Genomic DNA, 26,625 nt, shown 5'->3' on the forward strand with positions numbered 1-26,625 from the left:
GGCGTTCATCTCGCCTGGGCACCGCCGCGCAGGGCTCGCTGCCAGGCGGCGCCGCGCAGCAGGCGCAGGCCGTTGAGGCCGACGATCACCGTCGAACCCTCGTGGCCCGCGACGCCGAGCGGCAGTGGCAGGTCGCCGAGCAGGTCCCAGGCCACCAGGACGGCGATGAACGTCGCGGCGATGACGAGGTTGGCGGCCACCAGCCGGCGAGCCCGCCGCGCCAACGCGATCACCGCGGGGACGCCTGCCAGTTCGTCGCGGGTCACCACGGCGTCGGCGGTGTCCAGGGCGAGGTCGGACCCGGCGCGACCCATGGCGATGCCGGTGTGCGCGGTCGCCAGCGCGGGCGCGTCGTTCACGCCGTCGCCGACCAGACCGATCTGGGCACCATCACCCTGCAGCTCGTGGACCGCGGCCACCTTGTCGGCGGGCAGCAGGTCCGCGCGTACGTCGGTGATCCCCACCTGGCCGGCCAGCCGGTGTGCGGCCCGGGCGTTGTCACCGGTCAGCAGGACCGGCGCGGTCCCGGTCAGCGCCGTGAGGTGGGCGACCGCCTCGGCCGCGCCGGGGCGCATCCGGTCCGCCAGGGCGAGCACACCGGCGGGCACGTCGTTCACGCGTACGACCACTGCCGTGTGACCCGCGTCCTGGAGCTCGGTGACGACGGCCCGCATGGCCCCGTCGCCGGACTGCTCGCCGGACTGCTCGCCGGCAACCGTGGGGTGCGCGGGGCTGCTCACCTCGACCGTCAGGCCGTCCACCCGTGCGCGGACTCCACGGCCGGGTTCGGAGGTGAAGTCCGCGAGGGTTCCGAACGCCAGGCCGGCGTCGCGGGCGGCCTGCACCACGGCTGTGCCCAGCGGGTGTTCGGAGTACTGCTCGGCGGTGGCCGCCAACGCCAGCAGGCGGTCCTCGGTGAGGTCACCGCCGGGCAGAACCCGTACGCCGGTCAGGTGCGGACGGCCCTCGGTCAGCGTGCCGGTCTTGTCGAACGCGACCCGGGTGACGGTGCCGAGCTGTTCCATCACCACCGCCGACTTCACCAGCACGCCGTGGCGTCCCGCGGTGGCGATGGCGGCCAGCAGCGGCGGCATCGTGGCCAGCACGACCGCGCAGGGTGAGGCGACGATCATGAACGTCATCGCGCGCAGCAGGCTGTCCTGAAGGGCGACTCCCCACACCAGCGGTAGCGCGAACAACGCGACCGTGGCCGCGACCATCGCGACGGAGTAGCGCTGTTCGACCTTCTCGATGAACAGCTGGGTGCGCGCCTTGGTGGCGCCGGCCTGCTCGACCATGGCGACGATGCGCGCGATCACCGTCTCCGCCGCCGGGCGGTGCACGCGTACGCGCAGGGCGCCGGTGCCGTTCGACGTACCGGCGAAGACCTCGTCTCCGGGGCCCTTGTCCACCGGGATGCTCTCGCCGGTGATGCTCGCCTGGTCGACCGCGCCGGCGCCGGCGACGACCTGGCCGTCCGCGCCGATCCGCTCGCCGGGGCGGACCAGGATCACGTCGCCCACCTCCAGGGAGGCCGCCTCGACCTGCTCCTCCACGGCGTTGCCGTACGCGTCCGCGCCGGCCACGGAGGCGTCGGCGAGCCGCAGCCGGGTGGCCCGCTCGGGGGTGAGGTCCAGCAGCCCGCGTACCGAGTCCTCGGTGCGTTTCGTGGCCACCGCCTCCAGTGCTCCCGATGTGGCGAAGATGACGATCAGCAGCGCGCCGTCGAAGACCTGGCCGATCGAGGCGGCGCCGATCGCCGCGGCGACCATGAGCAGGTCGACGTCCAGGGTCTTCTCCCGCAGCGCGCGGAGTCCGGCCAGGCCCGGCTCCCAGCCGCCGGCGGCGTAGCAGGCGAGGTAGAGGGTCCACCACAGCCAGGCCGGCGCACCGGCCAGTTGGCAGCTCCCGCCCACGGCGAAGAGCGCCGTCGCGATCACCGCCCAGCGCACCTCCGGCAGCGACCAGGTGCCGTGCCACCAGCGCGAGGTCTGCCGTACCGGCCGGGCGTCCGCGGCGCCGCGGGACTCGGATGCCGCGGAGGACTCGGCCGGGGAGGAGTTCAGGTCGACGGTCACCGGGGCAGCATACCTGCGCATACACGCAGGTATGCAGGTACGGCGTTATGCTGGCGCCATGCACGAGTCGTTGCCGGACTTCGACATGCCCAACGACGAGCAGGTCCACCTGGCCGCGGAGTCGTTCCGGCTGTTGTCCGATCCGACCCGGATCAGGATCCTGTGGGCCCTTCTGCAGGGCGAGTCGTCGGTCGCCTGCCTCGCCGAACTCGCCGACGCCACCCCCACCGCGGTCAGCCAGCACCTGGCCAAGCTCCGCCTGGCCGGGCTGGTGCGCGGGCGCCGCGAAGGCACGTTCGTCTACTACACCGCCGCCGACGAGCACGTACGCCGACTGCTCACCCAGGGCCTCTTCCACGCCGACCACCTCGACCGCGACCTGCCGGCGGGCAGTGGTGCTGCACATCGCGGTGCCGCTCATCGTGGGGCGGGCCACAGCCACGCCGACGAGACCGCTCACGCCTGACCGGGGTCGGCGTTCTCGCGTACTCCGGTGGTGGTTCGGTTCGGGATCGAGCGGAGCAGTCGCAACGTGCCCGCGCCGAGCAGGTAGCAGAGGAGTCCGCCCGCCGGCATGCCGAACAGGTAGGGGTCGGTGTTCGGCGCGAGGTTGTTGGCGAGCAGACCGAGCATGACGGCCAGGTATCCCGAGCCGGCGAGGACGAGGCGCGGCGCCGGGCGGCTCACCGCACGCGCGACACCGTCCGGCAGCCCGCGCGGCCTCTCGGTGGGCCGCGGACGTGGCCGCGTCTCCAGCCGGCCGAAGATCGCGACCAGCAGGGCCAGCGACGCGGACAGCATGACCAGCCACGGCAGCCGCCACAGCCACCATGAAGCGGTGGCCACCGCCGGAGTGGGCAGGACGTGCGCAGCGTCGAGTACGCCGACGAGGAACACCACCGCACTCATGTGCCACAGGAAGATCGTCAGCACCACGGAGTTCACCGCCACCACCGCGAGCCACGGGTTCGGCCGGTGCAGCCAGCGTTCGGCGGGTCTGCGCAGCATCAGGACCAGGCCGAGTTGCATGGTCGCCGCGGCGAGGAGGGCGAGCGTGGGCGGAGACGCGTTGTGCGGGTACTGCCCGGTCACGTCGATCATGCTGACCGGGTAGGGGCCGACGAGGGTCAGCAACGCCAGTGCGCCGAAACCGCCTACCAGCAAGGGAATCCACACCCGCGGGGTGTCGGGCAACTGCCCGTCGCGCCAGAAGAAGCCCACCTGGTGGATCACCAGCCAGCCGAAGACGAAGTTGCCGGCGGCCATCGACTCCGAGCCCAGCAGTCGCGCCACGTCGCCAAGGGCGACCAGCACGACCAGCACGACGACGACCCGGACGCCGAACCGCCGGTGCAGGCGGTACATCATCGGCGCCAGCAGAACCACCAGCAGGTACGCGGTGAGGAACCACAGTGGGATCGATGCCACCCACACCCCGAAACGGACCAGCCCCGGTGAGAGTCCCAGCCACCGGACTCCGGCCAGGTTGGCCACCAGGCCGACACCGGCGAGCGTCACCAGCAACGCGGTGGTCGGCCCGACCAGTCGACCGGTGCGGCCGAGCAGCCAGTCGGTGGCGTTCTCGCCCTGCCGGCGATGGGCCTGCAGGGACGCCGCGTTGGCGTACCCGCCGACCACGAAGAAGATCGGCATCACCTGGGCCACCCACGTGATCGGGTACGCCCAGGACAGCGACTCCAGCGCGGAGTGCCCGGTGAGTCGTCCGTGGGTGTCGTACGTGACGACGCTGAGCAGCCAGTGCCCGAGGACCACCGCGGTGATCGCGAGCGCGCGCAGCAGGTCGACGTAGCGCTCACGCGACGCCGGGGTCCGGTCGGCGAGCTCGCGTAGCCTGTGCACGCTTCGAGCCTAGGGTCACCCGGAAACGTGCCCTGGGATCGCCCGGTGGCCGGAGTCACGGATGGAGCAGACTTGGGTGCCTATCGGGTGTTTCGCGTACGACAGAAGGAGCCGCCGTGGCCGTCATCCACCGGGCCGAGATCCGTCCGACCAAGCTGGAACTCCTCGGCGAGTGGCTACCGAAGCAGCCCTGGTACACCGGTGCGCCGGGGGAGAAGCCTGCCTCGGTCGGCGCGTACCGGTTCGACGACCCACGCGGCGAGGTGGGCATCGAGACCCTCCTGGTCCGCACGTCGGCCGGCCAGGTGGTGCAGGCCCCGCTGACCTACCGGGGCGCGCCGCTCGCCGGTGGCGAGCCGTACCTCGTGGGCACGATGGAGCACTCGGCCCTGGGCCGGCGCTGGGTGTACGACGGGTGCGGTGATCCCGTCTACCTGTCCGCGCTGGCCGCGGTGGTTCTCGGGCACGCGGTGCAGGCGGAGGAACTCGTCGAGGGTGAGGGCGCGGACGGGCCGCAGCGGCGTACACCCACCGTCTCGGTCGTGGGTACCGGTACGCGGGGTGGTGTGACGGTCCCGGTCGTCGAGGCAGTGGCGCAGGCGGAGCAGGTGGAGAATCCGGCTGTCACCACCGAGGGCGGGCACACGGTCGTGCGGATCCCTGGGCTGGAGCTCACCGTCGTTCGCCTGGTGGATGTTCCGGACGGGGACCGCGACGACACCGAGGGCACCGAGGGCACGGACCAGGGCGGTGCGCTGCTCGGCGCGTGGACCGACCAGACCCGGCCGGTGCGGCTGGCGACGGCGCGGCGACCTTGACGCCGTTCGCCTTCCGAAACTGCCTGCCCGGCCTCAGGTGCGATGTGGACTGAGCGGAGAGCGGTCACCGACCAGCCACCGATGTCCGTACGGGTCGAAGAAGCCGCCCTGGCGGTGCGCACCCCACGGCATCTGGTGGTCGCGTACGGGGTCGTCGCCGTCCGCCCCCGCGGCGACCGCGCGGGCGACGAAGCTGTCCGGGTCGTCCACGAAGATCTCCACCCGGACGGTCGTGGTGCCGACTTCGCCGGGACTCGCCCAGCCGTTCTTCTCCGGCTCGCCGAGGAAGATCGGGGCGCCCTCGATCTCCAGGCCGATGACCGAGCCGAGGTTCCACAGTTCACGGGCGCCGACGGCCTGGGCGTACCACCGCGCCGCGGCAGGAGCGTCGGGCACGGCCAGCATGAGAGAGATGACGGGTCCGCGGGCCTGCGACGACATGGGTCCTCCAAGCAGAGTGTGCCCGAATCGTAGACCCGACGACGGTCGGTCTGGTTTGCTTCCGGTTCTGGGGGTCCGGGGAAGTCGACAGAGGAGGTCCGACCGTGAAGATCAGCGAGCCCACGATCGTCGAACGTGCCGCGCAGCCCTACGTCGCCATCACGGCGTCGGTCCCGATGACCCGGATGGCCGCCACCCTCCCGCCGCTGAACGGCGAGGTCTTCGGCTGGCTCGAGGCACGCGACATCGCACCCGCCGGCGCACCGTTGTGGAAGTACAACGTCATCGACATGGACGGCGACCTGGAGATCGAGGTCGGCGTGCCCGTTGCGGAGAAGGTCGCCGGTGACGACCGGGTCCGGTCCGGCGTGCTTCCGGCCGGCCGGTACGCGACGCTGCGGCACGTCGGCCACCCCGACGAACTGGTCGACGCCACCGGGGCGCTGCTCAGGTGGGCTGACGGCGAGGGCCTTCGCTGGGACGTCGCCGACTCCCGGGGAGGCGAGCGCTGGGCCGCCCGGCTGGAGTTCTACCTGACCGATCCCGCGGACGAGCCGGACCTGAACAAGTGGGAGACCGACCTGGTGTTCAAGCTCGCCGACTGAGCGGCGCGTCGCTACGGATAGCGGCGGACGGCGGCCGCCAGCCGGTCGACGAACTGACGCCCGAACGCCGAACTGCCGTCGACGGCGATCACGGCGAGATAGGCGAAGACCCTCCACAGTTCGCGTCGCTGTGCGAATCCCGGATCGATCGGGGTGATCTCGCGGTAGCCGTCGAAGACGGCCTCCGGGACCGGCGAGAAGTAGTCGACCAGCGCCAGGTCGACCTCCGGGTGCCCGAAGGACGGCGCGGGGTCGAGCAGCACGGCTCCGGCCGGGGTTCCGGTGGTGCCGTCGACGTCGGGCGTCAGGAAGTTGTTCTGCTGGGCGTCGCCGTGCAGCAGCGTGGGCTTGGGCTCGGGCCCGCACAGCGCGGGGAACCGGCCGACGAGGTGCTCGACGTCTCGGGCCAGGTCCGGTGAGAGGTGGCCGCTGTCGACCGCCTGCCGCAGGCGGGGCAGCACCCGGCGTTCGGCGTAGAAGTCCGGCCAGGAGCCGGTGCCGGTGCCGGAGTCCGTGGCGGAGTCGGTGTCGACCGGACGGTTGTCCTGGCGCAGCGGGCCGAAGAACCCGTCGAACTCGGCGAGGCCGAACCGCTGTCCGTGCACCTGGTGCACCGTCGCGAGCGCCCGGCCGATCGAGCGCCACTGCTCGGCCGTTCGTGCCTGCGGGAGCACCTCCGGTATCGCTTCCAGCAACAACAGCGAGCCGTTGTCAACCCGTACTTGCCCGGTGGCGACCGGGGTGGGCGTGGCCACTCCGGTACGTCGCCGCAGCAGCTCGAGACCCCGTAGCTCCGCGGTGAACTGCTCACTGCCCGCGACCGTCAGGTCCAGCTTGACGAACACCGAGAACGGCTCGCCCCGGAAGATGCCGCACGGGTGGGACGCACGGTCGTCCAGGTCGGCGAAACCGGTCGCGGTCCACGGCCGGCCGAGGTGGGCCGATGCCGCGACCTCGACCGCGCTCAGGATCGACGCGGCGGAGAGCGGATGTGTCGTGGCCATCGTCCGGAGCGTACTGCCCCTGTCCTGTTAGGTTGTCGGCCACATCGTCGTTCCTCGTGGGAAGGAGCCGCGGATGAGTTCGGCGGCCGCTCTTGAGTCCCTGCGTACCGCGGGCGAGGTGACCAACCGGATCGTGGCCGGCATCGGTGGGGATCAGTGGGACGCACCGACCCCGTGTTCGGACTGGAACGTCCGTACGCTGCTCAACCACGTCGTCGCCGGCAACCTTCTCACCGCGGCGGTTCTGGGAGGCGCCGAGCTTCCGTCACCGGAAGAACGCGCCCGGCTCGGTCGGGTCGACCGGCTCGGCACCGACCCGCTGACGGCCAGTCGGCAGTCCGTCGACGACCTGCTCGGGGCCTTCGGACAACCCGGGGTGTTCGAGCGCATCCATCCCTCGCCGGTGGGGCAGGTGCCCGGCGCCGCTCTCGTGCATCTGCGGACCACCGAACTCCTGGTCCACGGCTGGGACCTCGCCCGGGCGACCGGGCAGCCGGCGGACTTTCCCGAAGCGCTGGCCGAGCAGGAGCTGGCGTTCACGCAGGCGAACGTCGGAAGAGCGCGCACCGGTCCGAACGGCCCGTTCGGTGCGTCGCGACCGGTCGCCGACGACGCCCCGGCCATCGACCGGCTCGCCGCACTGCTCGGCCGTAGTGTCCACAGCGCCGCATAGCGAGTGCCGTCCAGTCAGCATCGACAGGAGGTTGCGTACGTGATGGCGCTTCCGGCAGACACCCACGTACACAGCGAATACTCCTGGGACACCGGCGGTCCGAACTCCGCGGCGGCGGGGACCATGGAGCGGACCTGCGAACGCGCGACGCGGATCGGTCTTCCGTCGGTGGTGTTCACCGAGCACCTGGACTTCGTGGGCTGGGAGATCGACACCACGGACCTGCCGGACCACCTGCGCGGGCTGGTGAGTCCCGACCAGACCCTGGTCCCACCTCCGCTGGACGTGGACGGCTATCTCGAGTCGATCGAGCGCTGCCGGCACGGCTTTCCCGACCTGCAGATCCTCACCGGAGTGGAGTTCGGGCAACCACACCTTGACGGGGAGGCGGCCGCGCGCGTGCTGGACGTGTCGAAGCTGGATCGTGTCAACGGCTCCTTGCACACACTGACCGTCGATGGCCGACGGCACGAACCGCCCACCCTGTATGGGCTGTGGCCGGCGGACAAGGTGATCCACGAGTACCTCGCCGAGGTGCCCCGCATGGTCGACGGTTCCCAGGAGTTCGAGGTGCTCACCCACCTCGACTACGCCGTTCGCTACTGGCCGGGTGAGGAGGCCGGGCCGTTCGACCCGAAGCGGTTCGAGGACGGCTTCCGGCAGGCGATGCGAGCGTTGGCCGGCAGCGGCCGTGCGCTGGAGATGAACGTCGGCGGTCAGCTGCGTCCGTGGATTCCGCAGTGGTGGAGCGAGGAGGGCGGGCGGGCGATCACCTTCGGCAGTGACGCGCACGAACCACGAGCCCTGGCGAGCAACTTCCCCGAAGCCGTGGCGATGGTCGAGCACTTCGGCTTCCGTCCGGGCCGCCGGCCGGCGGACTTCTGGACCCGGTGACCATGGCGGACGGCTCGACGGAGGTCGAGCTCACCCTGGCCGAGCTCCGGGAGGTCGCCGGCTACGCGGCTGCGTGCGCGCGGCCGGCGTTGACGGTCTTCGAATCCGAACGTCCCGAAGATCAACGCCCACGGGAGGCGATCGACGTCGCGCAGGCGTTCGCGGACGGGGCCGAGCGGACCAAGGCGCTGCGCGACCGCGCCTGGGCGGCCCAGCGCGCGGCTTCGCAGGCGCGTGACGCGGGGCAGGCGGCAGCGGGCGAAGCCGCGCGTGCGGCACTCGCCGCGGCCGGAGCCGCGTTCCTTCACCCGTTGGCGAAAGCCACCCAGGTGAAGCACATTCTCGGCTCGGCCGCCCATGCCGCGCGGGCGTTCGAGTTGTCCGCCGGAGACGATCCGGCCGTCGGCGCCGACCACCTCGCGCAGGCCAGGTCGCTCGCGAACCCCGTCGTGGTGGACGTACTGCGGCGCTATCCGGACGCACCGCGCGGCGGTGGACGGGTCGGCGACCTGATCCGTCAACTGGACGCGTCGCTCCGCTCGGCGGGCCCCGGCTGACCAGGGAGGCGCCTCAGCCGCGTCCGTCCCACCAGGCAAGCACCCGGGACGCCCGCAGGGTGTTCCACCTGCTGGGTTGGCCGTCGCCGTCCTCCAGCCGGAAGTGCACCGCGCCGGGATGGGTGTTCTCCAGCAGCCAGGTGCCGTCGTCGCAGCGTTTGGAGCGTACGAGTTCGACTGCCTCACCGAGCCGTGGATCCCTGACGTCGGCCGCACGGAAGTACTCCAACCCACGGAGCACGTCGTAGTGCCACCTCGTCGGGAACGAGAACGACAGCCAATCGTCGGAGACCACCTCGCCGGTGGTCCTGCGGCGCAAGAGCGAGCGATCGAGCAGGTACGCCTCACCGCCGCGCCGCGCGGCCTGAAGCTCGGCCGATCCGCCGCCGACGCGTTCGTACTCCAGCAGTCCCTCGAGTACGCAGATCGTCGAGTGGAACGACGACACCTCGGCGCCGCGTTCGGTCCAGCAGTTCCATCCGCCGTCGGCGAGCTGGTCCGCGAGCAGGCGGGCGACGACCTGGCTGACGTCGGCACCGAAGTAGGCGCCGAGCGTCACCGTTCGGCCGTTGATGCAAGGCTCGACCTCGCCGTCGAAGAAGGGCAGATCGTCGTACTCCCAGCGGCAGTTCGCGGCGACCAGCGCGGTCATCTCGCGAGCGGCGTCGCAGGCCGGGTCGAGGCCGAAGTCGTACAGCTCCATCATGGCCGGCAGGGTCGACGTCCATGGTTGGCTGCCGTCCCTCGGCGGCTCGCCGCGGCCGGGGAAGCACGCGCCTCCCATCCACCGACCGTCCGGGTCGCGGGCGGACAGCAACCGGGCACCCCAGCCCTCGCTCGCCACCCGGGCACGTTCCGCGGCCACCGCGTCGGCAGGCGCTTCTGTCAGGTCACGCAGGACCTGCCACCGCAGCGCCGGGTCGGAGTCGAGCAGCCAGTCGATCGGCGGCGTTTCCTCGTTCATGGCGAACAAGCTAGCGCCAGTACCGGACGTCGTCCTACCGGAACCGAGCGCCGATCGACTCGCTGGTCGGTGGTCGGCACGCCATGCCGGCCCTCAACCGTGAACGAGTGAGATCACCCCGCGAACAGCCAGCACCAAACCGAGGGCCAGTATCAGGCCGTAGACGTAGCGCTCGAACCTGTGGGCGGGAATGCGGGCATGCAGCCGGTGCCCGGCCCAGGTCGCCAGTCCGATCGCCGGCAACGAGAGCGCGAGGAGCTTCGGCAGTTCGGGAGTCCACACTCCGCCAAGGGCCTGTCCGGTCACCACAAGTACGCCGGAGAAGAGGAAATGCGCCTGGAGCGTCCCCCGGAACAGCCGCGGAGGCCAGCGGCGCATCGTCCCGAACACCACCACCGGCACGCCGTTGAAGTTGTAGGCGCTGCCGAGCGCACCGGCGAGCAGCCCGGCGGGGAAGGCCCAGTTCCTGCCACGCGGTGCCGTCACGGCCGACGGGCTGAGGGAGTAGGCGCCGTACAGCATCAGGAACGCGCCGAGTGCCGTGCTGGTCACCGATTCTGGCACGAGGAGAAGCAGCGCGAGTCCGAGGGGGATGCCGAGCAGGGTGCCGATGCTCAGCCTCACGAGTGCGTGGGTGTCGATCTCCCGGCTGCGGGACGTGAGGCCCAGGGCCGCGACCGTGAGGCCGGCCACGCCGATCAGGGACGCCGAGGTGTGCAGGCTGACCGGAAGCAGTGCCAGCAACGGCATGCTCACCACGGCCTCACCGAAGCCGAAGGTCGCCCTGGTCAGCGCTCCCACGAACACGACCAGGACCACCAGCACCTCGAGCATCGAGGCAACCCTATTGGTCGCCCGGCCGGAGCTTCGTCATCCCTCGGGGTCTCGCAGGGAGGTGGGAGAGAGGAACGGCTGGAGCAGCCCGGCGCCGTCGCCCGCACCGCCGACGTCCGGGGTCCGCCGGGCGATCCCGGCCAGGAGGTCGGCGACCTGGACCCGCGGGTCGTCCCGGGAGTCGACGGTCACCAACCCGGCCAACGGCGACTGTTCGGCCCACCGGGCTTCGTCCGCGTCCGCGTCCGTTGCCGGCGAGTCGGCCCCGTACGCGAGCACCCGCTGGAGGCGCCGCAACCGGCCGGCCGTGAGGGCGCTCTGCTCGTCGTGGATCACCAGCACCCGCCGCTGTCCGCCGCTCCAGAACAGGACGGTCTCGGCCAGCGCCGGCAGCATCGGCTCCAGCGGTGGCGGGATCGAGCGGTCGTCGTTCATCAGCCGGGTCACGATCTCCCACACCCGCGTCCGGGTGAGCCCGTCGAGGACGAGGTCGGCGTCCGCGCCGAGCCCGGCTCCGGCCAGCGAGTCGCGCGCCTGGAAGAAGCGCTCCATGGCGCCGCGATCCGGCTGGCGCTGTCTCTTCGTACGGACCAACCTGACGAAGGCCGCGAGGAAGGCCCGCCAGTCGCGACCGCCCGCCCGTCCAGCCCGGTAGAGGGCGAGGGCGGCCGGGCGGTGGTGCTGGGTCAGGCGAGTGCCCGCCGCGTAGGAGGGCTCGACCAGGAACAGGTCGACGATGCGGGTGACGAGGAAGTACTCCTTGTCGACCAGGTGGACGTGCGCCCGGCCGCTCAGCGCCGTCAGCAACCATTCCAGCGCCTCACCCGACCGCGGCCCGCGCAGAAATCTCCCGGACTTGAACTCGTTGAGCGACCACCTGGATCCGGACCGCAGCGCCTGGAGGAGGTCGTCCGCCTCGCGGACGCTCAGGTCGACACTCGCGTGTGTGAACAGCGGGGTCGCGGTGTCCAGCAGGTTGGTGCCGGAGAACCCGGACTCGTCGCAGGCGATCTCCACGACGGCGCCGCCGACGCCTTCCGCCGGCGGCAGTCCGCCCTGTGGGGGCAGCCTCTGGTCCCTCAGCACGTTGACCATGGTCGCGTGCCCACGCGGCTCACACCATCGAATTGCGTTCCGACCCGATCTCGTCCGGGTTCTGTGTGATCCTGCACGGCGTACGGCGGCGTCGTCGAGGGATACCCGCACGACACCGGCGGCAAGAAGAAGGCGGTCCTGTACAACGGCACCCGGACCCTGTTCGAACAGGCGGGCTTCGAGTTCGTTCGCAGCAAGGGAATCGGAAACTGCGTCATGCGGCGCGCCGTGCCCTGATCCGGGCAAGCGCAGGTGTCACCAATCCTTCGGCACCCAGGTTCAGCTGTCGCCGGACAGCGGGGTTGGTCGGCAGCCTCCGACCGGACCGCTCGCGATCCCGACCTCGGCGTACACGCCGTCAGGAACGCGCGACGCGGCGATGACCACTGTCTCGCCGTGCGCAACGTCGCGCCGGTCGAGTTCGACCGAGATGCCCTCACCACCGACAACGAACCGCGTGGAGCTGTCCGGGACGGCCGTGGCGCGGCGGTAGCGATCGGGCGAGCACCTCAGGTTGTCGCCGAGATACAGCACGTCAGCTCGTACGCCGTGATCGGCGAGTGCCCGCCGCAGCCCGGCGGCGTCCTCCAGTCGGTTGACCTGGACGTCGACGGTTCCACCAGGGCCGTTCTGCACGGCGTACGCCGGGCTGGTGACAACACCGGGAAAGAGGAACGCGCCCGCGGTCGCAGCCGCGACGGCGCCGCACCCGGCCGCTGTCCGGCGCCACGACCGTCGACTGGGCGTTGGCCGCGACCGTGGCTGATCCACGGATCGCGCCGCGACCCTGGCTCGAAGCTCGCTCAGCAGGTCCGTCTCAAACGTGTCGAGATCTGTGTTCATGAGATTTCTCCTGCCAGCGCGGGCGCCTCAGCGGCTGTCTCGGTGGGTGCCTCCGGGGGTGCCTCCATCAGGTCGAGGCTCCGGGCCAGTTGCCGTCGGGCTCGGTGCAGGCGTACGCGCGCGTTGCCAGGGCTGATCTTGAGGACCGCGGCAGCGTCGGCGACGCTGAGCCCGTCGATGCTGACCAGTTCGAAGACGGCGCGTAGTCCGGGTGCCAACTCCTGGAGCTGTCCGTGCAGTCGGCGCGCGTTCTGTGCAGCGTCGATGCGCTCCATGGCTCGCTCCAGGGCATCTGCCTCCAGCACTCTCCGGCCTTCGAGGCGGCCAACCGCGCTGGCGTAGCGGGCACTTCGCCGGTGCTCCATGGCTACCACGTTGCGAGCTATTCCGAAGACCCAGGCCCGCGGTGGCCCGAGGCCGGCCCGGTAACTCGTGGCCGACTCGATCACCGCCACGAAGATGTCGGCGGTGAGGTCGGCCGCGGTGTGCGGGTCGTCGACTCGGCGGGCGACGAACCGCTGTACCGCGTCGAGATGCTCGCGATAGAACACCTCGAAACGGTCCGGGTCCGTCCCGATCGAGCCGATGCCCTGGTCTTCGTTCACACCCATCCTTTGCCGCGAGCACTGTCAGCGTTACATGGCGAGGCCGGACAGGTGTGCGTCACCCTTCCTCGTGTGGCCCGGCCCGCTCAGTGCAGCCAGGTCACCTTGTCGAGATCGGTGGTAAACCCCACGTTCTTCCAGGTGGTGAGGTCCTGGTCGCCGTCGCTGGCGGCGTATATGTGGAGCAGGGACTGTCCGTGGTGACGCAGCAGATGGTGCGGGCCGATGGGGCAGGCGGTCTGCTTGGAGTGGGCGGCTTCCACGCACAGACCGATGGCTGGCAGTCCGCCGTGCTTCTGGACGCCGCCGATCGGCATGAACAAGATCTCGCGGGTGTCGGCGTAGGTGGGGTTGTCGTCGGGGTCGCTGGGATCAGCGGTGTGGTTGTACTCGTACTCACGGCCGTAGTCGTATCCGTCGGGGAGTTTCACCGGCAGAAGCAGGGGAACGCCTTCCGCCCGGTCGCGCTGGTCTGCGACGTACTCGCGACTCGACTTGTCTGGCTCGCGGTTGGCGCTCACCACGTCTCCGCCGAGCCACAGGAACCAGCCACTGACGGCTGTGACGACTGCGAGGGCGATCCACATGGAGTGGGGTACGCGCCGGCGGGGCTGATCCATTGCGTGATCATGGCATCGTCCTGGAGCCCCTGGAAGCAGAATCCGCAGCTCGAAGGGCTGGAGGGATTGGCCGGTGAAGCCAGGCACGAGTCGTGTGCCAGAAGATGCTTGACGGAGCAGTGCCGCCACATGCAGGACGGTCAGGCTAGGTTGCTCGGGACCTGCCGCTTAGCCGCTCGATCGTCTCGACGACCTCTTTGAGAGAACGGCAGCGGATGACCTTGTTGGAAACCGGCGATAGGAACACCTCAAGTGTGCGGGCTCCGTTGGCCTCGTCCCGTTCTCTCAGCTCCTCGGCGGTTGCTTGCGGCCGGGAGGGGTAGCTCCATGCTCCACGTGCAGCTTGGACCATGGATCGTAAGTCCCAGTCACGGCTCCCGCGCCAGCGCCACACAATGGCGTGCTGCAGGACACCCACAGTGGCTGCCGGCGCTGAGGGGTCGAGCCACAGGATGACATCTGCTGCATCACGCAGTGCTTCGGTCCAGCCGGCATACTGACCGCTTGCCACCCAGCGGGCGTTACTGGCAAGTGCGGCAGCCCGTTCGCGACGTGCCTGGTCGGAAACTCTCGTCCACTCCCGGAACTGTGCGTTCGCCTGGTGGGCTGGTGGCTCGTAGGCCAGTCGATCCAGGTCGTGGCGCTGGTGCGGCATCAGGCCCCGGGACATGGCGACCATGGTCGCCACTTCGGCCGTAACACCGCCAGGACCACCAAGGACGAGCACGCGTCTTGGGCGCACCGGGGCCTCCGCACCCCACTCCGCTGACATGGTGGCACCCTACGGGCGGAACCACGCTGAACATCGTCATCTCTCGGGCTCGTCCGACCGCCGACGGCGGTGGCGTCCCTGGCCACAGGGCGGCAGATGATGGGTCACCGGCCACCCATGCCAGGCATCACGCCTGACCAGCAGCAGCGCGGCTCGGGACGGCGAGGGCGGCCCGGTCGAGCGCATGAGCTGTACGGACAACCTTCTCTACGGCATGTCTGCGTTCGCGCCTAGTATGCCGCCATGGTCGCCCCGATTCCGATCGCAACCGCCGCACTTGTGCGCGACGGTCTCGTGCTGATGGCGCATCGCCACCCGATGCGTCAGGCGTATCCCGACCGCTGGGCCCTTGTCGGCGGACACGTCGAGCCAGGCGAATTACCTCACCAGGCCGTCATTCGGGAATGCCTCGAAGAAGTCGGTGTTCACGTCCACGACCCCCTGCCCATCCCGATGACAGTCAGCGACCCCGCCCTCAACATGCACGGGTTCCTCGTCACGCGTTGGGATGGGGAACCCGTCATCGCCGCGCCCGAGGAGCACGACGATCTTCGCTGGTTCCGGCCCAGCGATCTCGCGGACTTGAAGCTGGCCCACCCGGAAAGCCTGTCGAGCATCCTGAGCGCCGTCCAGGCCGGTGCTCTCGCCTTCAGTCACGCGGACTCGCAGATGCAGAGTTGAAGCGGCGTGTCCACGGCAAATGGTCGACCGGACCAGTCGCCGAAGCGCTCGACGAGCCGAAGGCCGCCGAGCGAGACGAGCAGCGGCAGTTCCTGCGGGAAGATGTTCCTCAGTTCGAGCGGTGCGACCACGAAGTCGGGCTCGGAGTCGGTCGAGAGGTACCACGTCCCGCGTGTAACTTGCGCGCGCGCATCGTAGATCCCAGCGACATCGACGGTCACGTTGCCCCGGTCAGGATCCATGAACGACAACGACTCCCGGGTGCGCCGTACGCCGTCGGCTTCGGCGAGTAGGCGCACGTTCGGGTTGAACACATCGAAGACGAACCGTGCTCCAGGCGCCAGGTGTCGTCGAACCGACCGGAAGCAGCTCACCAGATCCTCAGCCTCGTGCAGATGCAGCAGGGAATTGGCAGTGATGAACACGAAGTCGAATGTGCGGCCCAGGTCGAAGGCCCGCATGTCGCCCTGCATCCATTCCACCGCTACACCGCGCTCGTTCGCCTTACGCTCAGCCTCAGCCAGCATGTCCGACGAGAAGTCCAGGCCGACGCACGGATGCCCGTCGGACGCGATGGGGATCAGCTTGTGCCCGGTGCCGCACCCGAGTTCCAACACGCGCCCGCCTTGCCGATTGGCGTCGGCCCGGTAGAAGTCGACTGCGGGCCCGCCGCCCGGGAACATCAGGTCGTACAGCCTCGCGTGCGAGTAGAACTCTTCACTCATCAAGAGCCTCTCCTTTCCGACTCATCCGCAGCTGGCCGTGGTGGCCTGCTGATTCAAGCGTGTGCGCCGCCGGCGTGTCTGTCGTCGGCTGCGTAGCAAGATACGGGCCTGGTAGTGCCGGTAGTTGCGGTAGCCGCGGGCTGAGGAGGTGACCGCAGGCACACGCAGTCGCTCGTCGACGAGCTGGCGGGTGAAGGCTGCGAGCCAGTCGGCGTCTGGTGGGGTGACCGGGTTCGGCGCCTTGGTCGCCGGCCTCGATCGTGACGCGCTGGTATTCACGGCTCCGGAGGGTGGGCCGCTCCGGGTCGGCAACTTCCGGCAGCGGGTGTGGACCCCGGCGGTGAAGGCGGCTGGCCCCGAGGGCTTCACCATCCACGGCCTCCGGCACACGACCGCTTCGCTCTACATCTCGGCGTGCACGCCGCCGAAGGTGGTCCAGCGGGTGCTCGGTGTTGCACTTGGTAGGGGTCAGAGGGGGCGGCGCTCGTCGGCGTTCCGGAGTCGGAGTATGGGCTTGCCAGCGACAAACCATTTGCCCAGGCGAAGGTACCCAGCCAGACTCCGGCCGCATGGATGACGACGAACTAGACGTGCTTCTGAGGAACGAGCGCTACCCCCGATCTGGTGGGTACCCAGCTCGTTGGTTGGTCGACGGTGCGATGGGGCCAAACCCCGCGTGGCAGGCAGAGGCCCTAGCCGAGGTCATGCCGTTCAAGACCGGCATGCGTGTACTCGACTTGGGCTGTGGCACTGCCCTGAGTTCCATCTTCCTGGCCAAGGAATTCGGTGTTGAGGTATGGGCGACCGACCTGTGGATCAAGCCGATTGAGAACCTGCGCCGCGTGACTGAGGCAGGCGTGGAAGGCCAGGTTCACCCGATCTATGCGGAGGCGCATGCGCTGCCCTTCGCCGAGGGCTTCTTCGACGCGCTCGTCAGCATCGGCGCCTACCACTACTTCGGCACCGATGATCTCTATCTCGGCTACTGCTCATCCTTGGTGAAACCCGGCGGGCAGATCGGTATCGTTCAGCCTGGTCTCGTCGAGGAGTACGAGTCGCTTCCTCCACCCCACCTTGAGTCCCACTGGAAGTGGGACTTCTGCGCCTGGCACAGCCCGGGCTGGTGGCGGCGCCACTGGGAGAAAACTGGCCTGGTCACCGTCGAGGTCGCTGATCTGCTGCCCGACGGTTGGCGCGACTGGCTGCAGTGGAACGAGGCCTGCGACCTCGACAATGGCATGCCGGGACGGGAAGAAGCTCAGATGCTTCACGCAGACGGCGGCCGCACGCTGAGCCTCTCCCGAGTCGTCGCTCGACGCGCCAGCTAAGACACGCACGCTGATATTCGAGGGCTGCTCTCCCGTCGGTCGGACAGCTTGTCCGCACCCGGGTTTGCGCGGGGTCGCCGGTCCGCGGCCCTCATCGAGGAGTTGCGAGCACCTCGCGGATGACGTGCCGCGCGTAGTTCGATATCGCCGGGTTGGTGTCCTTGTGGTCCGCCAACACGATCAGGGCCTGGGACAGCACGCGCCCGCGTCCGCGGAGCCACGTCGCGTCGTCCACGTCCAGCGCCGCACAGAACTCGTCGCGGAGGTTCGCCGGCAGCAGGTGCCACACGGGGAACAGGTCGCACGCCGGATCGCCGACACCGCACGTCTCGAAGTCGAGCACCGCGGTCAGCCGGCCCTCCGCCGACACGAGCAGGTTGCTCGGCGTCAGGTCCGAGTGCACCCACACCTCGCGCCCGTCGCATGGCGCCGCGAGCGACTCCTCCCACGACGCCAGGGCTGCGCGCGTGTCGATCAGACCATCCAGCTCGCCGATCGCCTTCTGTGTCGGGGAGTCCATCGAGATCATCGGAGCGCGCGTCCGGCGCTCGCCCGGATACGCCGGCTGCCGGTCCGGCAGGTCGATCCGCCGGAACGCGTCGACGAACGCCGCGAGGTCCGTCGCCAGCCCACGCGGATCAACCAGCGCGTCGGGGGAGGGGTGCGTACCGGTGAGCCAGCGGTGGACGGACCACTCGCCCGGGAACGCGTCGGTGGGTGAGCCGATCGCCTCGACAGAAGGGATGGCCACAGGCAGGAACGGCGCGAGTGTCGCGAGTTTCTCGTGCTCCCGTTGAACTACGTCATTGACCGATGGCCGGAGCGGCAGCCGTACGGACAGGTCGGAACCGAGGCGGTAGATCGCGTTACACAGTCCGCCGGAGTCGACCGGCTCCACCGGCAGCGCGGCCCACTGCGGGAACTGAGCGGCCACCAGCTCGCGGACGAGCGGCGTGTCGATGTCGGCCTGGTCGGCGTGGATCCTGCGGGGACGCACGAGCGCCCATCCGAACGGTCCGACCCGTCCGCTGTCAACCCGGTTTCGGATCGAGGGGTCCCACGTGACGGAGCCCGACTGGACCACGCCGTGCGGGCCCGACGCTGCTCGTGCGGGCCTGACGCTTCCGGAGGTGACAAAAGCAGAGGCCAGCCGGTGATCATGGCTGTGACCTGCGGTTCGGTGGGTGCCCCCGGCAGGATTCGAACCTGCGACACACGGTTTAGGAAGCTGGTCCAGGTGTTCTCGTTTGGGCTCAAAACGGCGGCTGACCTGCGACTTTTCCTGGCGCCATTGATGATCGTTTGGCGTCTTCTGGGGATGCAGTGTGGCCAAAACGCGGCCACTTTCAAGGCTGCGCGGGAGCGTCGGGAGGGAGGACGTCGAAGCCGCCGTGATGCCAGAGCCACTCGTGGGCGTACCGGTCGAGCCATGGCGTCCAGAACCAGATTCGAACCCATCGCGGTACCCGTTCGAGGTGCGGTTCGACGCCATCGGGTGGCGTCCAGTTCCAGCCGGGTCGGACTCCTGCTGGCGGTGTCCATCCACCTGGTGATGGGCGAGCGTAGGTCATCCAGCGGACGCGCTGCTTGTGGCGCTCGTCCCACTCGTCGCCGGCGTCGCTCTGGTCCACCTGCTCATTGTCCTGGCCGCGCGGACCGTATGAGGCGGTTACAGCCGCTTAGGGAGGGCCGGCCAGTAGGAGATATGCCCGGCAGCTACTCATTACGAGGCAGCACGGAGGCTGTTTGGGGATGGCTGGTGGGCCTCGTCCAGGCGTGGATGCAGGTCCTGTGGTGGATCCTGAACACGCCTGAACGAGTGGGAGTTGAGACAACAACTGAGACCACGCGAGGCACGCGTCGGCGCCGTCGAAGCGGGGCACATCTCGTGGCGCTAGTGGAGCCAGGTCACCTTGTTGAGGTTGTTGGTGAACTCGACATGTTGCCACTCGTCAAGTTCGGGCACGTCCAGCATCGCGTTGATGACCACGAGTGTGGTGCCGATTCTGTGCTCGATGTAGGGGTCTCGGTCAGCTTCTGGCTCGGGTCCGGATCCGCTGAGCCCGGAACAGGGTCGGCTCGGGTCGTCGATGCGTTGGACGCACATCTCGACCGGCGGTGGTTGATGGTCGAAGACGTCGTAGTTGATCGGCTGGAAGCTGGCGAACCACGCCGTGGCGGCGTCGGAGTCAGAGCCGTTGGTGAGCGGGGCATAGAACTCTGGGGCTTCGTAGCCGTCGGGCAGCTTGACGGGCAGGAAGAGGACCTGACCACCCTCCGCCTTGGCGAGTTGCTCCTGGACAAAGCCGCGGTCTGTGAAGCTGTGGGTGCCTCGGTGTGCGAACCAGCCGGCGACACCGATCGCGGCCACGACGATGAGGATGGCGATGGTCTCCTCTGGCCGCGGCCGTGCCTTGATCAGCTTCATGCGGGCATGATCGCAGTCCGATGGTGGTCGCGGCGGCTGTTTCCGAACGTCGCTGCAGGTCACGGGACGAGCTGCTGGCGGAGGGTGCGACGCCGAGGATCGGCGGATTCGGCCGGTGCCCTGGCTCGCTCTCAGAGGTCGGGGTGGTCGCGTAGCTTCATCCGGCCCTGCAGGCAGCTCACTGCCTGCAGCCGTGCGCCTCTTGATGCCATCAACGGGCGCGATGGTCGGCGAAGTGTGTTCGCGCAGGTCAGCGAGTTGCTAGTGATCGTAATCGAGTGCCTCCGGCTGGCCTGGTTGCTGTACTTCTCTGCTGTCCAGCGCAACTGCGCCGTTGCCTCCAGCGGGGACTACAACGTCCGTCGATCTTCGGTAGAGGACCTATGGCGGCCACCGGTGCCGCCCCCGGGCCTCTTCGACGAATCAACCTCGCGCGGTCCGCTACCTGGGGCCCCGAACGACAAGGATTCCAACCGTTCGCGTAACTGGGGATCTCGGAAGAGTCGCCGGCGAGCAGTCAGCAGCATGACCGGGTTGAAAACCCAGTTGACCCACAGTCCGACCTGCCTTCCGGCTCGACGGTCGGGGTATAGCTCGTCCAGGAAGTCGCCCACCTCCCACTCCCACTTCTTCGCGAGCACACCGATGAGGAGAACGAGGCCGGCGACGCTGACCGTGAGAGCTTGCTCGCCGTGTACCCAACATGCCACCGACACGGCCAGAGCGAGTAATGACGCTGCACCGCGGATCCTTCGGGTCACGAGGTTGAACAGCTGCACGTACGCGAACAGCAGCATTGCTGCCCCGGCGGTTACGCTCCACAGCGCGTCACTGCTCACGCTGGTCCCGTCCGCGGGCTCCAGTGAGGGCGAAGCGGAAAGCGCGGGACCGGCTGAGGCTGATGGCGAGGGTGACCCGCACCGCCTGGCCTCGCGGAGGCCACGAGCTGCTATCCGCACTCATCGCGAGAGCATGGCAGGTCCCTCCGCAAGCCGGAAGTGGAAGCGGGCACCCGGCACCAGCCGCACACAGTTTGGTCCCGCGCAGCGGGACGTGATGAGGGTCGCCAGTGTTCTGGCGGCCCTCTTGCCGCGCCCAGCCGCGCCGGCCGACCGGGCGCCGAACGCGCGGAGGGAGAGCCGGCGCCGTTCGGGCGGGCGCGCGGCGGCCTGTGGCCGCCCTTGAAGACGTAGGGAAACTCTTCACCGATCACGGACACGCACTGCGGTCCTCCGTCGGGTGATGCACGACACTCGACCGCCAGGTGATGTGCGACGCCGAGCGCGCGGATCGCGGCAGTTGCGGATGTTCGTAGGCATGTCTGTGCGGTCGCAGTCACGGGCTGGTGGAGGGTCGTCCGCCCGCCCAAGCACTCGACCTCAAATCGATACGCTGGCAGTGGACTGGCAAGGCACACTGCTTCCTGCCACCTAGGCTGGCTCGGACGGCGCGTCGGGGACTTGAGACTCTGATCTCGCAGGACCACCCACATATCAAGCAGTCCCATGCGCTCTCGCGCGCCGGCGGCGGCGGGAAGACGCGCCATCTGCAACCGATTGGCCCGACTTGATGTGCGGGTGAAGAGCTCGCGGGTGGCCACGGCCAACCGTGAACCCCATGTCTGGCACGAGGTTCACGGTTCGGGTCGTCATCTGATGGGCTGGTCTAGCGTCCGGCCATGGCGATGCGCGGGCAATGGGCGCTACCTGGTGACTGTCTTGGCGCCGGCGGGACAGTTCAGCGCAGACCCCTGCTCTTCAAGCCCGAACGCCGCACCAGGCTCCTGTTGGGACCCCATCCGCAGGGTGCCGATCCCGATCACTAGTTGCGTTCCGGCGGGCATGGCCTTGGGGTCGATGATGATCACGAGGTCGCCGTTTCCAGGCAGCTTCCGGACCACCCGGGGCAGCTGCCGGTCGTAGGAGGAGGTGCACACCGGCCCGGATGTCAGCACGACGGGGACGCCGGCCTCAGCCAGGGTCGCGCTCAACCCGGCCGGATCCTTCAGCTCGCGGATCGTCACGTTCACCATTCCGGTCGGCGACGTATTGACCGACCATGCGGCCAGGTTGACGTGGATCCCCGCGGCCTCAGGTGAACCGCCAGAGGACAGCGGCGAATCAGCGGGAGCGTGTCCGCCGGACAAGGACATTGCCAGGACAGTTGCGATCGCCAGGACACCCGCCACCCCCGGCAGGCTTCGGCGCAGCCGGCGGCCGCGAGCCCGTGCCATGATCGCTTCGGGCCGCTGTTCCATGTGCACGTGAGTGAGGGCATCTTTGGTGTCGGTGAGCGAGCTTCGCATCGCCGCCAGCACGTAGTCGTCGTTCATCGGGTGACCTCCTGGCCGGTAAATGATTGTGTTTGCGCGCGGAGCGTGGCGAGCGCTCGGTGCAGGTGCGCGCCGACAGTCCCCGGGGAGATGCCGAGCAGCTTCGCTGTTGCATCGGCGTCCAGGTCGAAGAAGACCCTGAGCGTGATCACTTCGCGCTGCCTGAGCGGAAGCGCCCGCAGCGCCGACACCAGGGCATCGTCGAGGTCCAGGTCCGCCGAACGTTCTGGCCGACTGCCCTCGAGGCGCATCCACGCTGTTGGGTCATCGACCGTGACCTCGCGCCGACGTCGCCTCCACAAGGACACGTTGGCGTTCAGCGCTGTGCGCACCACCCACGCGCGTGGCACAGGATGCTCGCGCACCTTGCGCCAGGACATCCAGGCCCGAGTGAACGCCTCGGCCACCAGATCCTCAGCGAGCTGCCTGTCGCCGACATTGACCAGCACGATCCGCAGGCAGTCATCCCTGCAGGCGGTGTAGAACTCGGTGAATTCCTGTCGTCTCCGCTCCACGCCCCAAGTACGCATTGACCCCTGAATTCCTTTACCAGGCCCGCCACAACATCACGGAAGCACACCCGCCACGCTGCGCCCCGCGACCGATGCTCCCACCGGGGCCAGAATGGTCCGTCTTTGCTCAGGGCTTCATGGTGCACCATCGGGACGATCACTCAGGCGAGATCGGCACGCCTCGGTCAAACGCGCACCACCTACCGATGACTCATTGTCGACACGGAGAGATCTGAGCTGACTTTCACTGCGCCTGAGACAGCATCGTGACGCCGTCCGCACATCGGCAGATCCGTGCGTTGGCGGTTCGTCAGACCGCCTACAGACTTCTAGGCCGTCGCACGTCAGCTGACGGAAATGTGTCGCGGATCAACTGTCGGAGCACAACGGACACGCACTGCGGACAGAGCTGATAGAGAACGATGCCGTCATGACCTTTCATTGCCGAAAGAGGCTCTAAACGAGGTCAAGGCGCCGCTGACGCGGCGCAACCGCCCGGCCGCCCTGCGGGCGGCGCTAGGGCGCCGTCGTCGGGCTCACCGGACGGACTCACTCGGCACGCCGCTCGCCATGTTGCGCCACGTAGAGCACCTGACCCGTGGTCGCGTCGACGATGACGGTATCGGTGAACAGCATTCGGCGGCGGATCTCCTGCACGCTCTCCGGCGACACTCGCGGGCCACGGATCACGCCTGGCACGTCCCGCCAGGTGAGCACCCAAACGAGTCGATCCGTAAGCCCGTAGCCTCCGCTGGTCGTGGGGTGGTCCTCGTCAACGAGGACACCGCCGTTCGCGATCATCAGCTCGGCCTCGGGCTGATCAGGCCGGTTCCACAGATGCTCCGCACGCGTCGCCGCCTGCTCCGCGGAGATCTCCGACAGCGTTCCGGCCGGCGCGGGCACGACCACAAAGCGCTCGCTGTCGTACCGGCGGCCTCCAGGCGGCAACAACGAAGGATCCCCCGATCCGGCCGAGGCGGCAGAACCCCCGACGCCGGAAACCGCGACGGCTGAGGCCAACGCTGCTAGGAGCATGGTGCGGCGTGTCGCTACCCAACGCCGTGTAGAGGACATGCCGTCAGTGTGCGCCAAGATCTGCCCCACCTCATCGGCCCAACGGCCCCTGAGGTCCCCCTCCGCGCGGGGTGAGGACCGGCTCGTCCTGAGCGACCCACGAACGTGCACGCCCCGCCCTCCTCGCAGGCCAGTCTCCGGTCTCCACTCCGGCCGTCAATGGCGCCTTCGGCGTCACTTCGTGATCGGCTCCGCCGACCATTGACCGCCTCCGCTGCGACCTTCAATCTGGCTGGTTGCGAGAACGACGGGGAACTGTGATCAGCGAGACCTTGCGGCCCGCGCCGACGTTGAGGCACGCTGTCGCTCACCCCGGTGGCACACGACGTGGGTTCGGCCCGCCGTGTGGCGAGGGTGGAGGAGGTCAGGCGCGTGGCCCGCTCAAAGATCTCTCAGGCAGGTGCCGGAGCAGTCGCCGGAATGGCCGCGGTCGTCGTGCTGCTGGCGAGTGGCTGCGGGGCGGCGGCCATCGGGGCCGCGAAGACCCGGACCGCGCAATGGGATGACATCACCGACTACACCTACACCCTCAGGTACTTCGACGGCAGGTGCGGCGACCGGCCCAAGAGCGCCTGGTCGATCACCGTTAAGGACAGCAAGACCACCGGGGTCAAGCCACTCAACACAGCCGCCCGAAACTCCGGATGGGACGAAGCGCCGCCCACACTCAAGAAGGCCTACAACAACGCACTCGGGGTCAAGAAGGACGGGGCCTACGACACGGTGCGCATCGGCTACGACGATGGCACCTACGACCGACGGCCAGCAAGCGTCTACTACCTCGACCGGGGCCGCTGGGAAGGCTGTGAGACGTACACGGACTTCCAGCCAGCAACGCCGGAATGATCCACGACGTCCGCTGGACTTGAGGCTGAGACACCCGGCAACAGACTCGGCCGCGAAGGCCCACATCGACAGGATCAGCCGAGCCATCACGTGCCGCCGACGAGGCTAAGGAGGAGATGGCCAGGTCACCCATGCCGTCGATCCCGCCACCCGACCGCGTAGGCGCTCCGACCTCCATGCTTCCCAAGCTGTCAGCTGCCGTGCCACATACGTGCCACACGCCGCGGCCACGCCTCGGTGATCATCGGTCGCCAGCGGTCAGTTCGAGGTTCCCACCGCTACGCCTGAGCCCGGTGCCCGTGAGCGCTGATCTTCCAAGCTGGCTATTACTGGCGCGCCGTCGGCCCGGGGCGCTCCGCGAGTGCCAGCCGATCGACGACCGAAGCGGGTTCAAGGTCGTAGCCAGTCGCACGAGCACCAGTCCAGTTGAGACCGACAAGCAAGCTGTCTCGTCGAAGGCCGGGCAACCAGCGGTCCCGCCAGGTCTTGAGCGGGATACTCTCCGGCTCGAAGCCGGCGTACGAGGGAACAGTCGAGATAAGGCGCTTCACCCGGGCCTCGGTCGACCAGAAGGGCATCGCCCTCCTGCCGTCTTCGTTCTGCGGCGCAGGGATGCCGTCACGATCACGCAGGGTCCAGACCACCTGGCTGTGCACCGCTTCCTCGAAGAAGGCAGACGCCTGTGACGCACTCTGGCTCATGGCCCCCGTCCCTGCGAAGTCCTTCACTCGCCCTGCTGACGGTACCGCCTCGGCGATTCGTAAGCGGGTGCCCTCTGCAAGGCAGGGGTGGGAGAGCCGCACTCGTGCCCCTCACGTGCCCCCGAACTGCCCTTACTGGACGTTAACGATCAACGCCCTCCGCATCAAACCACGCTCCACGCCAGCTAGCTGCCGCGACGCCACGCGCGCCGGAACCCACTCGTAATGCGTCGCTCGTTGCTAACGCGATTGCCAACAGGAGGGTTGGACGATCTCGGACTGTCCCGGCCGACTTCGGCTGCCTACGGATAGGAGGGCCACGCGAGCCTTGCCAACTGTGGGAATGTCGCTCGTCGACGAGCTGGCGGGTTAAGGCTGCGATCCAGTTGGCGTCGGGTGCGGTGACGATGACCTCGCTGACGTCATGCAGGCTTGCGCTCGTCGGCGCCGAGCTGGTCGATGATCCCGCGGGCCTCCTCTTCGGACTTTCCGAGTCCGACCCAGCCGGTCATGATCTGCCCGTGGTCGCTTAGCCCGACCCAGCGGCGCCACTGTGACCGCGATGGCCCGCGGCGCATCTTCCGATTACCGGCGCTGGCTCTCGCACGTGCATTCGGCAGCGGGTTGTTCCCAGCCGGTGCGGTTGGCGGGCATGGTCCGCACCACCAACGTCAACACCAGAACGGGTGAGGTCACCGAGACGAAGACCGTGACCGAGGACATGCCCGACGGGGTGATCTACAAGGCATGCGGCAATCGCCGGGCGTCGGTGTGCCCTTCCTGTGCAGAGATCTACCGCGCCGATGCCTACCAGCTGGTGCTCGCCGGTATGCGCGGCGGCAAGGGCGTCCCTGAGACCGTGTCGGGTGGGCCGCTGCGGGTCGGCAACTTCCGGCAGCGGATGTGGACTCCTGCGGTGAAGGCGGCCGGCCTGCAGGGTTTCACCATCCACGGTCTCCGGCACACGGCCGCCTCGCTCTACATCTCCGCGTGTACGCCGCCGAAGGTGGTCCAGCGGGTGCTCGGCCACGCGTCGGTGGTCATGACGATGGACCTGTACGGCCACCTGTATCCCGACGAGATGGACACCTGGGCCGCACGGCTCAATGAGGTCGCGGGCCAGTCCGGGGTGTGGCCAGAACGTGGCCAGAACGACGGTTCGGAGACGACGAAGGCGGAGGTCGGCCGGTGATCATGGCGCTGACCTGCGGTTCGGTGGGTGCCCCCGGCAGGATTCGAACCTGCGACACACGGTTTAGGAAACCGTTGCTCTATCCCCTGAGCTACGAGGGCGCGGTTGCTCACCTTACCGGGCGCCGGAGGGTCGCGAATGCC

Annotated in this window: 29 protein-coding genes and 1 tRNA gene; 10 read left to right on the forward strand and 20 right to left on the reverse strand. The window is 68.8% G+C overall.

Features of this window, described 5'->3' with window-relative positions; translation table 11 throughout:
* Positions 1 to 5 precede the first annotated feature (5 nt).
* Positions 6 to 2,078 (reverse strand): heavy metal translocating P-type ATPase, encoded by a 2,073-nt coding sequence (locus tag F4554_RS05850; RefSeq protein WP_337795892.1) that lies wholly within the window; start codon positions 2,076 to 2,078, stop codon positions 6 to 8.
* Between the two features lie 58 nt (positions 2,079 to 2,136).
* On the opposite strand from F4554_RS05850, the gene F4554_RS05855 reads away from it, so the two are divergent.
* Positions 2,137 to 2,544, forward strand: a complete 408-nt coding sequence (locus F4554_RS05855; RefSeq protein WP_179786433.1) for an ArsR/SmtB family transcription factor — start codon at positions 2,137 to 2,139, stop codon at positions 2,542 to 2,544.
* On the opposite strand, the gene F4554_RS05860 is transcribed toward F4554_RS05855, so the two are convergent.
* A complete protein-coding gene (locus F4554_RS05860; RefSeq protein WP_179786434.1) occupies positions 2,535 to 3,938 on the reverse strand; it encodes an acyltransferase family protein in 1,404 nt (467 codons plus the stop codon). The genes F4554_RS05855 and F4554_RS05860 overlap by 10 nt on opposite strands.
* Before the next feature lie 116 nt (positions 3,939 to 4,054).
* Here F4554_RS05860 and F4554_RS05865 point away from each other — a divergent pair, with 116 nt between their 5' ends.
* Positions 4,055 to 4,756 (forward strand): CG0192-related protein, encoded by a 702-nt coding sequence (locus F4554_RS05865; protein WP_179786435.1) that lies wholly within the window; start codon positions 4,055 to 4,057, stop codon positions 4,754 to 4,756.
* Positions 4,757 to 4,789: 33 nt separating this feature from the next.
* Here F4554_RS05865 and F4554_RS05870 read toward each other — a convergent pair whose 3' ends face one another.
* Positions 4,790 to 5,197: a VOC family protein gene (locus F4554_RS05870; protein ID WP_179786436.1), complete on the reverse strand. Its 408-nt coding sequence runs from the start codon at positions 5,195 to 5,197 to the stop codon at positions 4,790 to 4,792.
* A 104-nt stretch (positions 5,198 to 5,301) separates the two neighbouring features.
* Here F4554_RS05870 and F4554_RS05875 point away from each other — a divergent pair, with 104 nt between their 5' ends.
* Entirely contained in the window at positions 5,302 to 5,802 is a 501-nt protein-coding gene (locus F4554_RS05875) for a GyrI-like domain-containing protein (RefSeq protein WP_337795893.1), read from the forward strand.
* Between the two features lie 11 nt (positions 5,803 to 5,813).
* Here F4554_RS05875 and F4554_RS05880 read toward each other — a convergent pair whose 3' ends face one another.
* On the reverse strand, positions 5,814 to 6,806 hold the full coding sequence (locus F4554_RS05880) for a fructosamine kinase family protein (RefSeq protein ID WP_179786437.1): 993 nt from the start codon (positions 6,804 to 6,806) through the stop codon (positions 5,814 to 5,816).
* Positions 6,807 to 6,879: 73 nt separating this feature from the next.
* Between F4554_RS05880 and F4554_RS05885 the strand changes: the two genes are divergently transcribed.
* From F4554_RS05885 to F4554_RS05895, 3 genes are read left to right on the forward strand one after another with little or no spacing between them, the layout of a single operon-like run.
* Complete coding sequence (locus F4554_RS05885; RefSeq protein ID WP_179786438.1) at positions 6,880 to 7,479, forward strand: TIGR03086 family metal-binding protein; 600 nt, start codon at positions 6,880 to 6,882, stop codon at positions 7,477 to 7,479.
* Positions 7,480 to 7,521: 42 nt separating this feature from the next.
* Positions 7,522 to 8,373, forward strand: a complete 852-nt coding sequence (locus F4554_RS05890) for a PHP domain-containing protein (protein WP_179786439.1) — start codon at positions 7,522 to 7,524, stop codon at positions 8,371 to 8,373.
* A gap of 2 nt (positions 8,374 to 8,375) precedes the next feature.
* Positions 8,376 to 8,930 (forward strand): putative immunity protein, encoded by a 555-nt coding sequence (locus F4554_RS05895; protein WP_179791322.1) that lies wholly within the window; start codon positions 8,376 to 8,378, stop codon positions 8,928 to 8,930.
* Positions 8,931 to 8,943: 13 nt separating this feature from the next.
* On the opposite strand, the gene F4554_RS05900 is transcribed toward F4554_RS05895, so the two are convergent.
* The 7 genes from F4554_RS05900 to F4554_RS05930 form a co-directional block, all read right to left on the reverse strand.
* Positions 8,944 to 9,894, reverse strand: coding sequence for a hypothetical protein (locus tag F4554_RS05900; RefSeq protein WP_179786440.1), 951 nt, complete (start codon positions 9,892 to 9,894; stop codon positions 8,944 to 8,946).
* A gap of 93 nt (positions 9,895 to 9,987) precedes the next feature.
* Positions 9,988 to 10,728: a sulfite exporter TauE/SafE family protein gene (locus F4554_RS05905; RefSeq protein WP_179786441.1), complete on the reverse strand. Its 741-nt coding sequence runs from the start codon at positions 10,726 to 10,728 to the stop codon at positions 9,988 to 9,990.
* 36 nt (positions 10,729 to 10,764) lie between these two features.
* On the reverse strand, positions 10,765 to 11,814 hold the full coding sequence (locus F4554_RS05910) for a hypothetical protein (RefSeq protein WP_202889162.1): 1,050 nt from the start codon (positions 11,812 to 11,814) through the stop codon (positions 10,765 to 10,767).
* A 288-nt stretch (positions 11,815 to 12,102) separates the two neighbouring features.
* Entirely contained in the window at positions 12,103 to 12,666 is a 564-nt protein-coding gene (locus F4554_RS05915; protein ID WP_179786443.1) for a hypothetical protein, read from the reverse strand.
* Complete coding sequence (locus tag F4554_RS05920) at positions 12,663 to 13,271, reverse strand: RNA polymerase sigma factor (RefSeq protein WP_337795894.1); 609 nt, start codon at positions 13,269 to 13,271, stop codon at positions 12,663 to 12,665. Before F4554_RS05920 ends, F4554_RS05915 begins: the two co-directional genes overlap by 4 nt.
* A gap of 86 nt (positions 13,272 to 13,357) precedes the next feature.
* Positions 13,358 to 13,891, reverse strand: a complete 534-nt coding sequence (locus F4554_RS05925) for a hypothetical protein (RefSeq protein ID WP_179786445.1) — start codon at positions 13,889 to 13,891, stop codon at positions 13,358 to 13,360.
* Between the two features lie 145 nt (positions 13,892 to 14,036).
* Entirely contained in the window at positions 14,037 to 14,570 is a 534-nt protein-coding gene (locus F4554_RS05930) for a hypothetical protein (RefSeq protein ID WP_179786446.1), read from the reverse strand.
* A 336-nt stretch (positions 14,571 to 14,906) separates the two neighbouring features.
* Here F4554_RS05930 and F4554_RS05935 point away from each other — a divergent pair, with 336 nt between their 5' ends.
* The gene (locus F4554_RS05935) at positions 14,907 to 15,344 is read left to right on the forward strand and encodes an NUDIX domain-containing protein (protein ID WP_179786447.1); all 438 of its coding nucleotides are present in this window, start codon (positions 14,907 to 14,909) and stop codon (positions 15,342 to 15,344) included.
* Here the strand turns inward: F4554_RS05935 and F4554_RS05940 are convergent.
* A complete protein-coding gene (locus tag F4554_RS05940; RefSeq protein WP_179786448.1) occupies positions 15,317 to 16,069 on the reverse strand; it encodes a class I SAM-dependent methyltransferase in 753 nt (250 codons plus the stop codon). The two genes, F4554_RS05935 and F4554_RS05940, sit on opposite strands and share 28 nt — an antisense overlap.
* Positions 16,070 to 16,638: 569 nt before the next feature.
* Between F4554_RS05940 and F4554_RS05945 the strand changes: the two genes are divergently transcribed.
* Positions 16,639 to 17,397: an SAM-dependent methyltransferase gene (locus F4554_RS05945; protein WP_179786449.1), complete on the forward strand. Its 759-nt coding sequence runs from the start codon at positions 16,639 to 16,641 to the stop codon at positions 17,395 to 17,397.
* A gap of 91 nt (positions 17,398 to 17,488) precedes the next feature.
* Here F4554_RS05945 and F4554_RS05950 read toward each other — a convergent pair whose 3' ends face one another.
* The 6 genes from F4554_RS05950 to F4554_RS05975 all read right to left on the reverse strand — a co-directional run bounded on the left by F4554_RS05950 (position 17,489) and on the right by F4554_RS05975 (position 23,578).
* Positions 17,489 to 18,394 (reverse strand): phosphotransferase, encoded by a 906-nt coding sequence (locus tag F4554_RS05950; protein ID WP_179786450.1) that lies wholly within the window; start codon positions 18,392 to 18,394, stop codon positions 17,489 to 17,491.
* A gap of 897 nt (positions 18,395 to 19,291) precedes the next feature.
* Complete coding sequence (locus tag F4554_RS05955) at positions 19,292 to 19,825, reverse strand: hypothetical protein (RefSeq protein WP_179786451.1); 534 nt, start codon at positions 19,823 to 19,825, stop codon at positions 19,292 to 19,294.
* Between the two features lie 350 nt (positions 19,826 to 20,175).
* Positions 20,176 to 20,664, reverse strand: a complete 489-nt coding sequence (locus tag F4554_RS05960) for a hypothetical protein (protein ID WP_179786452.1) — start codon at positions 20,662 to 20,664, stop codon at positions 20,176 to 20,178.
* Positions 20,665 to 21,527: 863 nt separating this feature from the next.
* Positions 21,528 to 22,157 (reverse strand): hypothetical protein, encoded by a 630-nt coding sequence (locus F4554_RS05965; protein WP_179786453.1) that lies wholly within the window; start codon positions 22,155 to 22,157, stop codon positions 21,528 to 21,530.
* A complete protein-coding gene (locus F4554_RS05970) occupies positions 22,154 to 22,687 on the reverse strand; it encodes an RNA polymerase sigma factor (protein WP_179786454.1) in 534 nt (177 codons plus the stop codon). Before F4554_RS05970 ends, F4554_RS05965 begins: the two co-directional genes overlap by 4 nt.
* 531 nt (positions 22,688 to 23,218) lie before the next feature.
* Complete coding sequence (locus F4554_RS05975; RefSeq protein WP_179786455.1) at positions 23,219 to 23,578, reverse strand: hypothetical protein; 360 nt, start codon at positions 23,576 to 23,578, stop codon at positions 23,219 to 23,221.
* Between the two features lie 480 nt (positions 23,579 to 24,058).
* Here F4554_RS05975 and F4554_RS05980 point away from each other — a divergent pair, with 480 nt between their 5' ends.
* A complete protein-coding gene (locus F4554_RS05980; protein WP_179786456.1) occupies positions 24,059 to 24,589 on the forward strand; it encodes a hypothetical protein in 531 nt (176 codons plus the stop codon).
* 326 nt (positions 24,590 to 24,915) lie between these two features.
* On the opposite strand, the gene F4554_RS05985 is transcribed toward F4554_RS05980, so the two are convergent.
* Complete coding sequence (locus tag F4554_RS05985; RefSeq protein WP_179786457.1) at positions 24,916 to 25,290, reverse strand: DUF2750 domain-containing protein; 375 nt, start codon at positions 25,288 to 25,290, stop codon at positions 24,916 to 24,918.
* A 562-nt stretch (positions 25,291 to 25,852) separates the two neighbouring features.
* Here F4554_RS05985 and F4554_RS33500 point away from each other — a divergent pair.
* Positions 25,853 to 26,482, forward strand: a complete 630-nt coding sequence (locus F4554_RS33500) for a replication initiator (RefSeq protein ID WP_179786458.1) — start codon at positions 25,853 to 25,855, stop codon at positions 26,480 to 26,482.
* Positions 26,483 to 26,510: 28 nt separating this feature from the next.
* Here the strand turns inward: F4554_RS33500 and F4554_RS05995 are convergent.
* Positions 26,511 to 26,583 (reverse strand) — tRNA-Arg (locus tag F4554_RS05995).
* Positions 26,584 to 26,625 lie beyond the last annotated feature (42 nt).

Source organism: Actinopolymorpha rutila (genome assembly GCF_013407855.1).
Classification (GTDB): Bacteria; Actinomycetota; Actinomycetes; order Propionibacteriales; family Actinopolymorphaceae; genus Actinopolymorpha; species Actinopolymorpha rutila.

What these genes read in the sequence shown, in the direction of transcription:
- F4554_RS05935 (WP_179786447.1), top strand. Translation starts at nt 14,907, where the DNA reads ATGGTCGCCCCGATTCCGATCGCAACCGCCGCACTTGTGCGCGACGGT.
- F4554_RS05970 (WP_179786454.1), bottom strand. Translation starts at nt 22,687, where the DNA reads ATGCGTACTTGGGGCGTGGAGCGGAGACGACAGGAATTCACCGAGTTC.
- F4554_RS33500 (WP_179786458.1), top strand. Translation starts at nt 25,853, where the DNA reads ATGGCCCGCGGCGCATCTTCCGATTACCGGCGCTGGCTCTCGCACGTG.
- F4554_RS05905 (WP_179786441.1), bottom strand. Translation starts at nt 10,728, where the DNA reads ATGCTCGAGGTGCTGGTGGTCCTGGTCGTGTTCGTGGGAGCGCTGACC.
- F4554_RS05890 (WP_179786439.1), top strand. Translation starts at nt 7,522, where the DNA reads ATGGCGCTTCCGGCAGACACCCACGTACACAGCGAATACTCCTGGGAC.
- F4554_RS05880 (WP_179786437.1), bottom strand. Translation starts at nt 6,806, where the DNA reads ATGGCCACGACACATCCGCTCTCCGCCGCGTCGATCCTGAGCGCGGTC.
- F4554_RS05945 (WP_179786449.1), top strand. Translation starts at nt 16,639, where the DNA reads ATGGATGACGACGAACTAGACGTGCTTCTGAGGAACGAGCGCTACCCC.
- F4554_RS05940 (WP_179786448.1), bottom strand. Translation starts at nt 16,069, where the DNA reads ATGAGTGAAGAGTTCTACTCGCACGCGAGGCTGTACGACCTGATGTTC.
- F4554_RS05870 (WP_179786436.1), bottom strand. Translation starts at nt 5,197, where the DNA reads ATGTCGTCGCAGGCCCGCGGACCCGTCATCTCTCTCATGCTGGCCGTG.
- F4554_RS05900 (WP_179786440.1), bottom strand. Translation starts at nt 9,894, where the DNA reads ATGAACGAGGAAACGCCGCCGATCGACTGGCTGCTCGACTCCGACCCG.
- F4554_RS05925 (WP_179786445.1), bottom strand. Translation starts at nt 13,891, where the DNA reads ATGGATCAGCCCCGCCGGCGCGTACCCCACTCCATGTGGATCGCCCTC.
- F4554_RS05895 (WP_179791322.1), top strand. Translation starts at nt 8,376, where the DNA reads ATGGCGGACGGCTCGACGGAGGTCGAGCTCACCCTGGCCGAGCTCCGG.
- F4554_RS05965 (WP_179786453.1), bottom strand. Translation starts at nt 22,157, where the DNA reads ATGAACGACGACTACGTGCTGGCGGCGATGCGAAGCTCGCTCACCGAC.
- F4554_RS05855 (WP_179786433.1), top strand. Translation starts at nt 2,137, where the DNA reads ATGCACGAGTCGTTGCCGGACTTCGACATGCCCAACGACGAGCAGGTC.
- F4554_RS05955 (WP_179786451.1), bottom strand. Translation starts at nt 19,825, where the DNA reads ATGAAGCTGATCAAGGCACGGCCGCGGCCAGAGGAGACCATCGCCATC.
- F4554_RS05985 (WP_179786457.1), bottom strand. Translation starts at nt 25,290, where the DNA reads ATGAGCCAGAGTGCGTCACAGGCGTCTGCCTTCTTCGAGGAAGCGGTG.
- F4554_RS05915 (WP_179786443.1), bottom strand. Translation starts at nt 12,666, where the DNA reads ATGAACACAGATCTCGACACGTTTGAGACGGACCTGCTGAGCGAGCTT.
- F4554_RS05930 (WP_179786446.1), bottom strand. Translation starts at nt 14,570, where the DNA reads ATGGTCGCCATGTCCCGGGGCCTGATGCCGCACCAGCGCCACGACCTG.
- F4554_RS05885 (WP_179786438.1), top strand. Translation starts at nt 6,880, where the DNA reads ATGAGTTCGGCGGCCGCTCTTGAGTCCCTGCGTACCGCGGGCGAGGTG.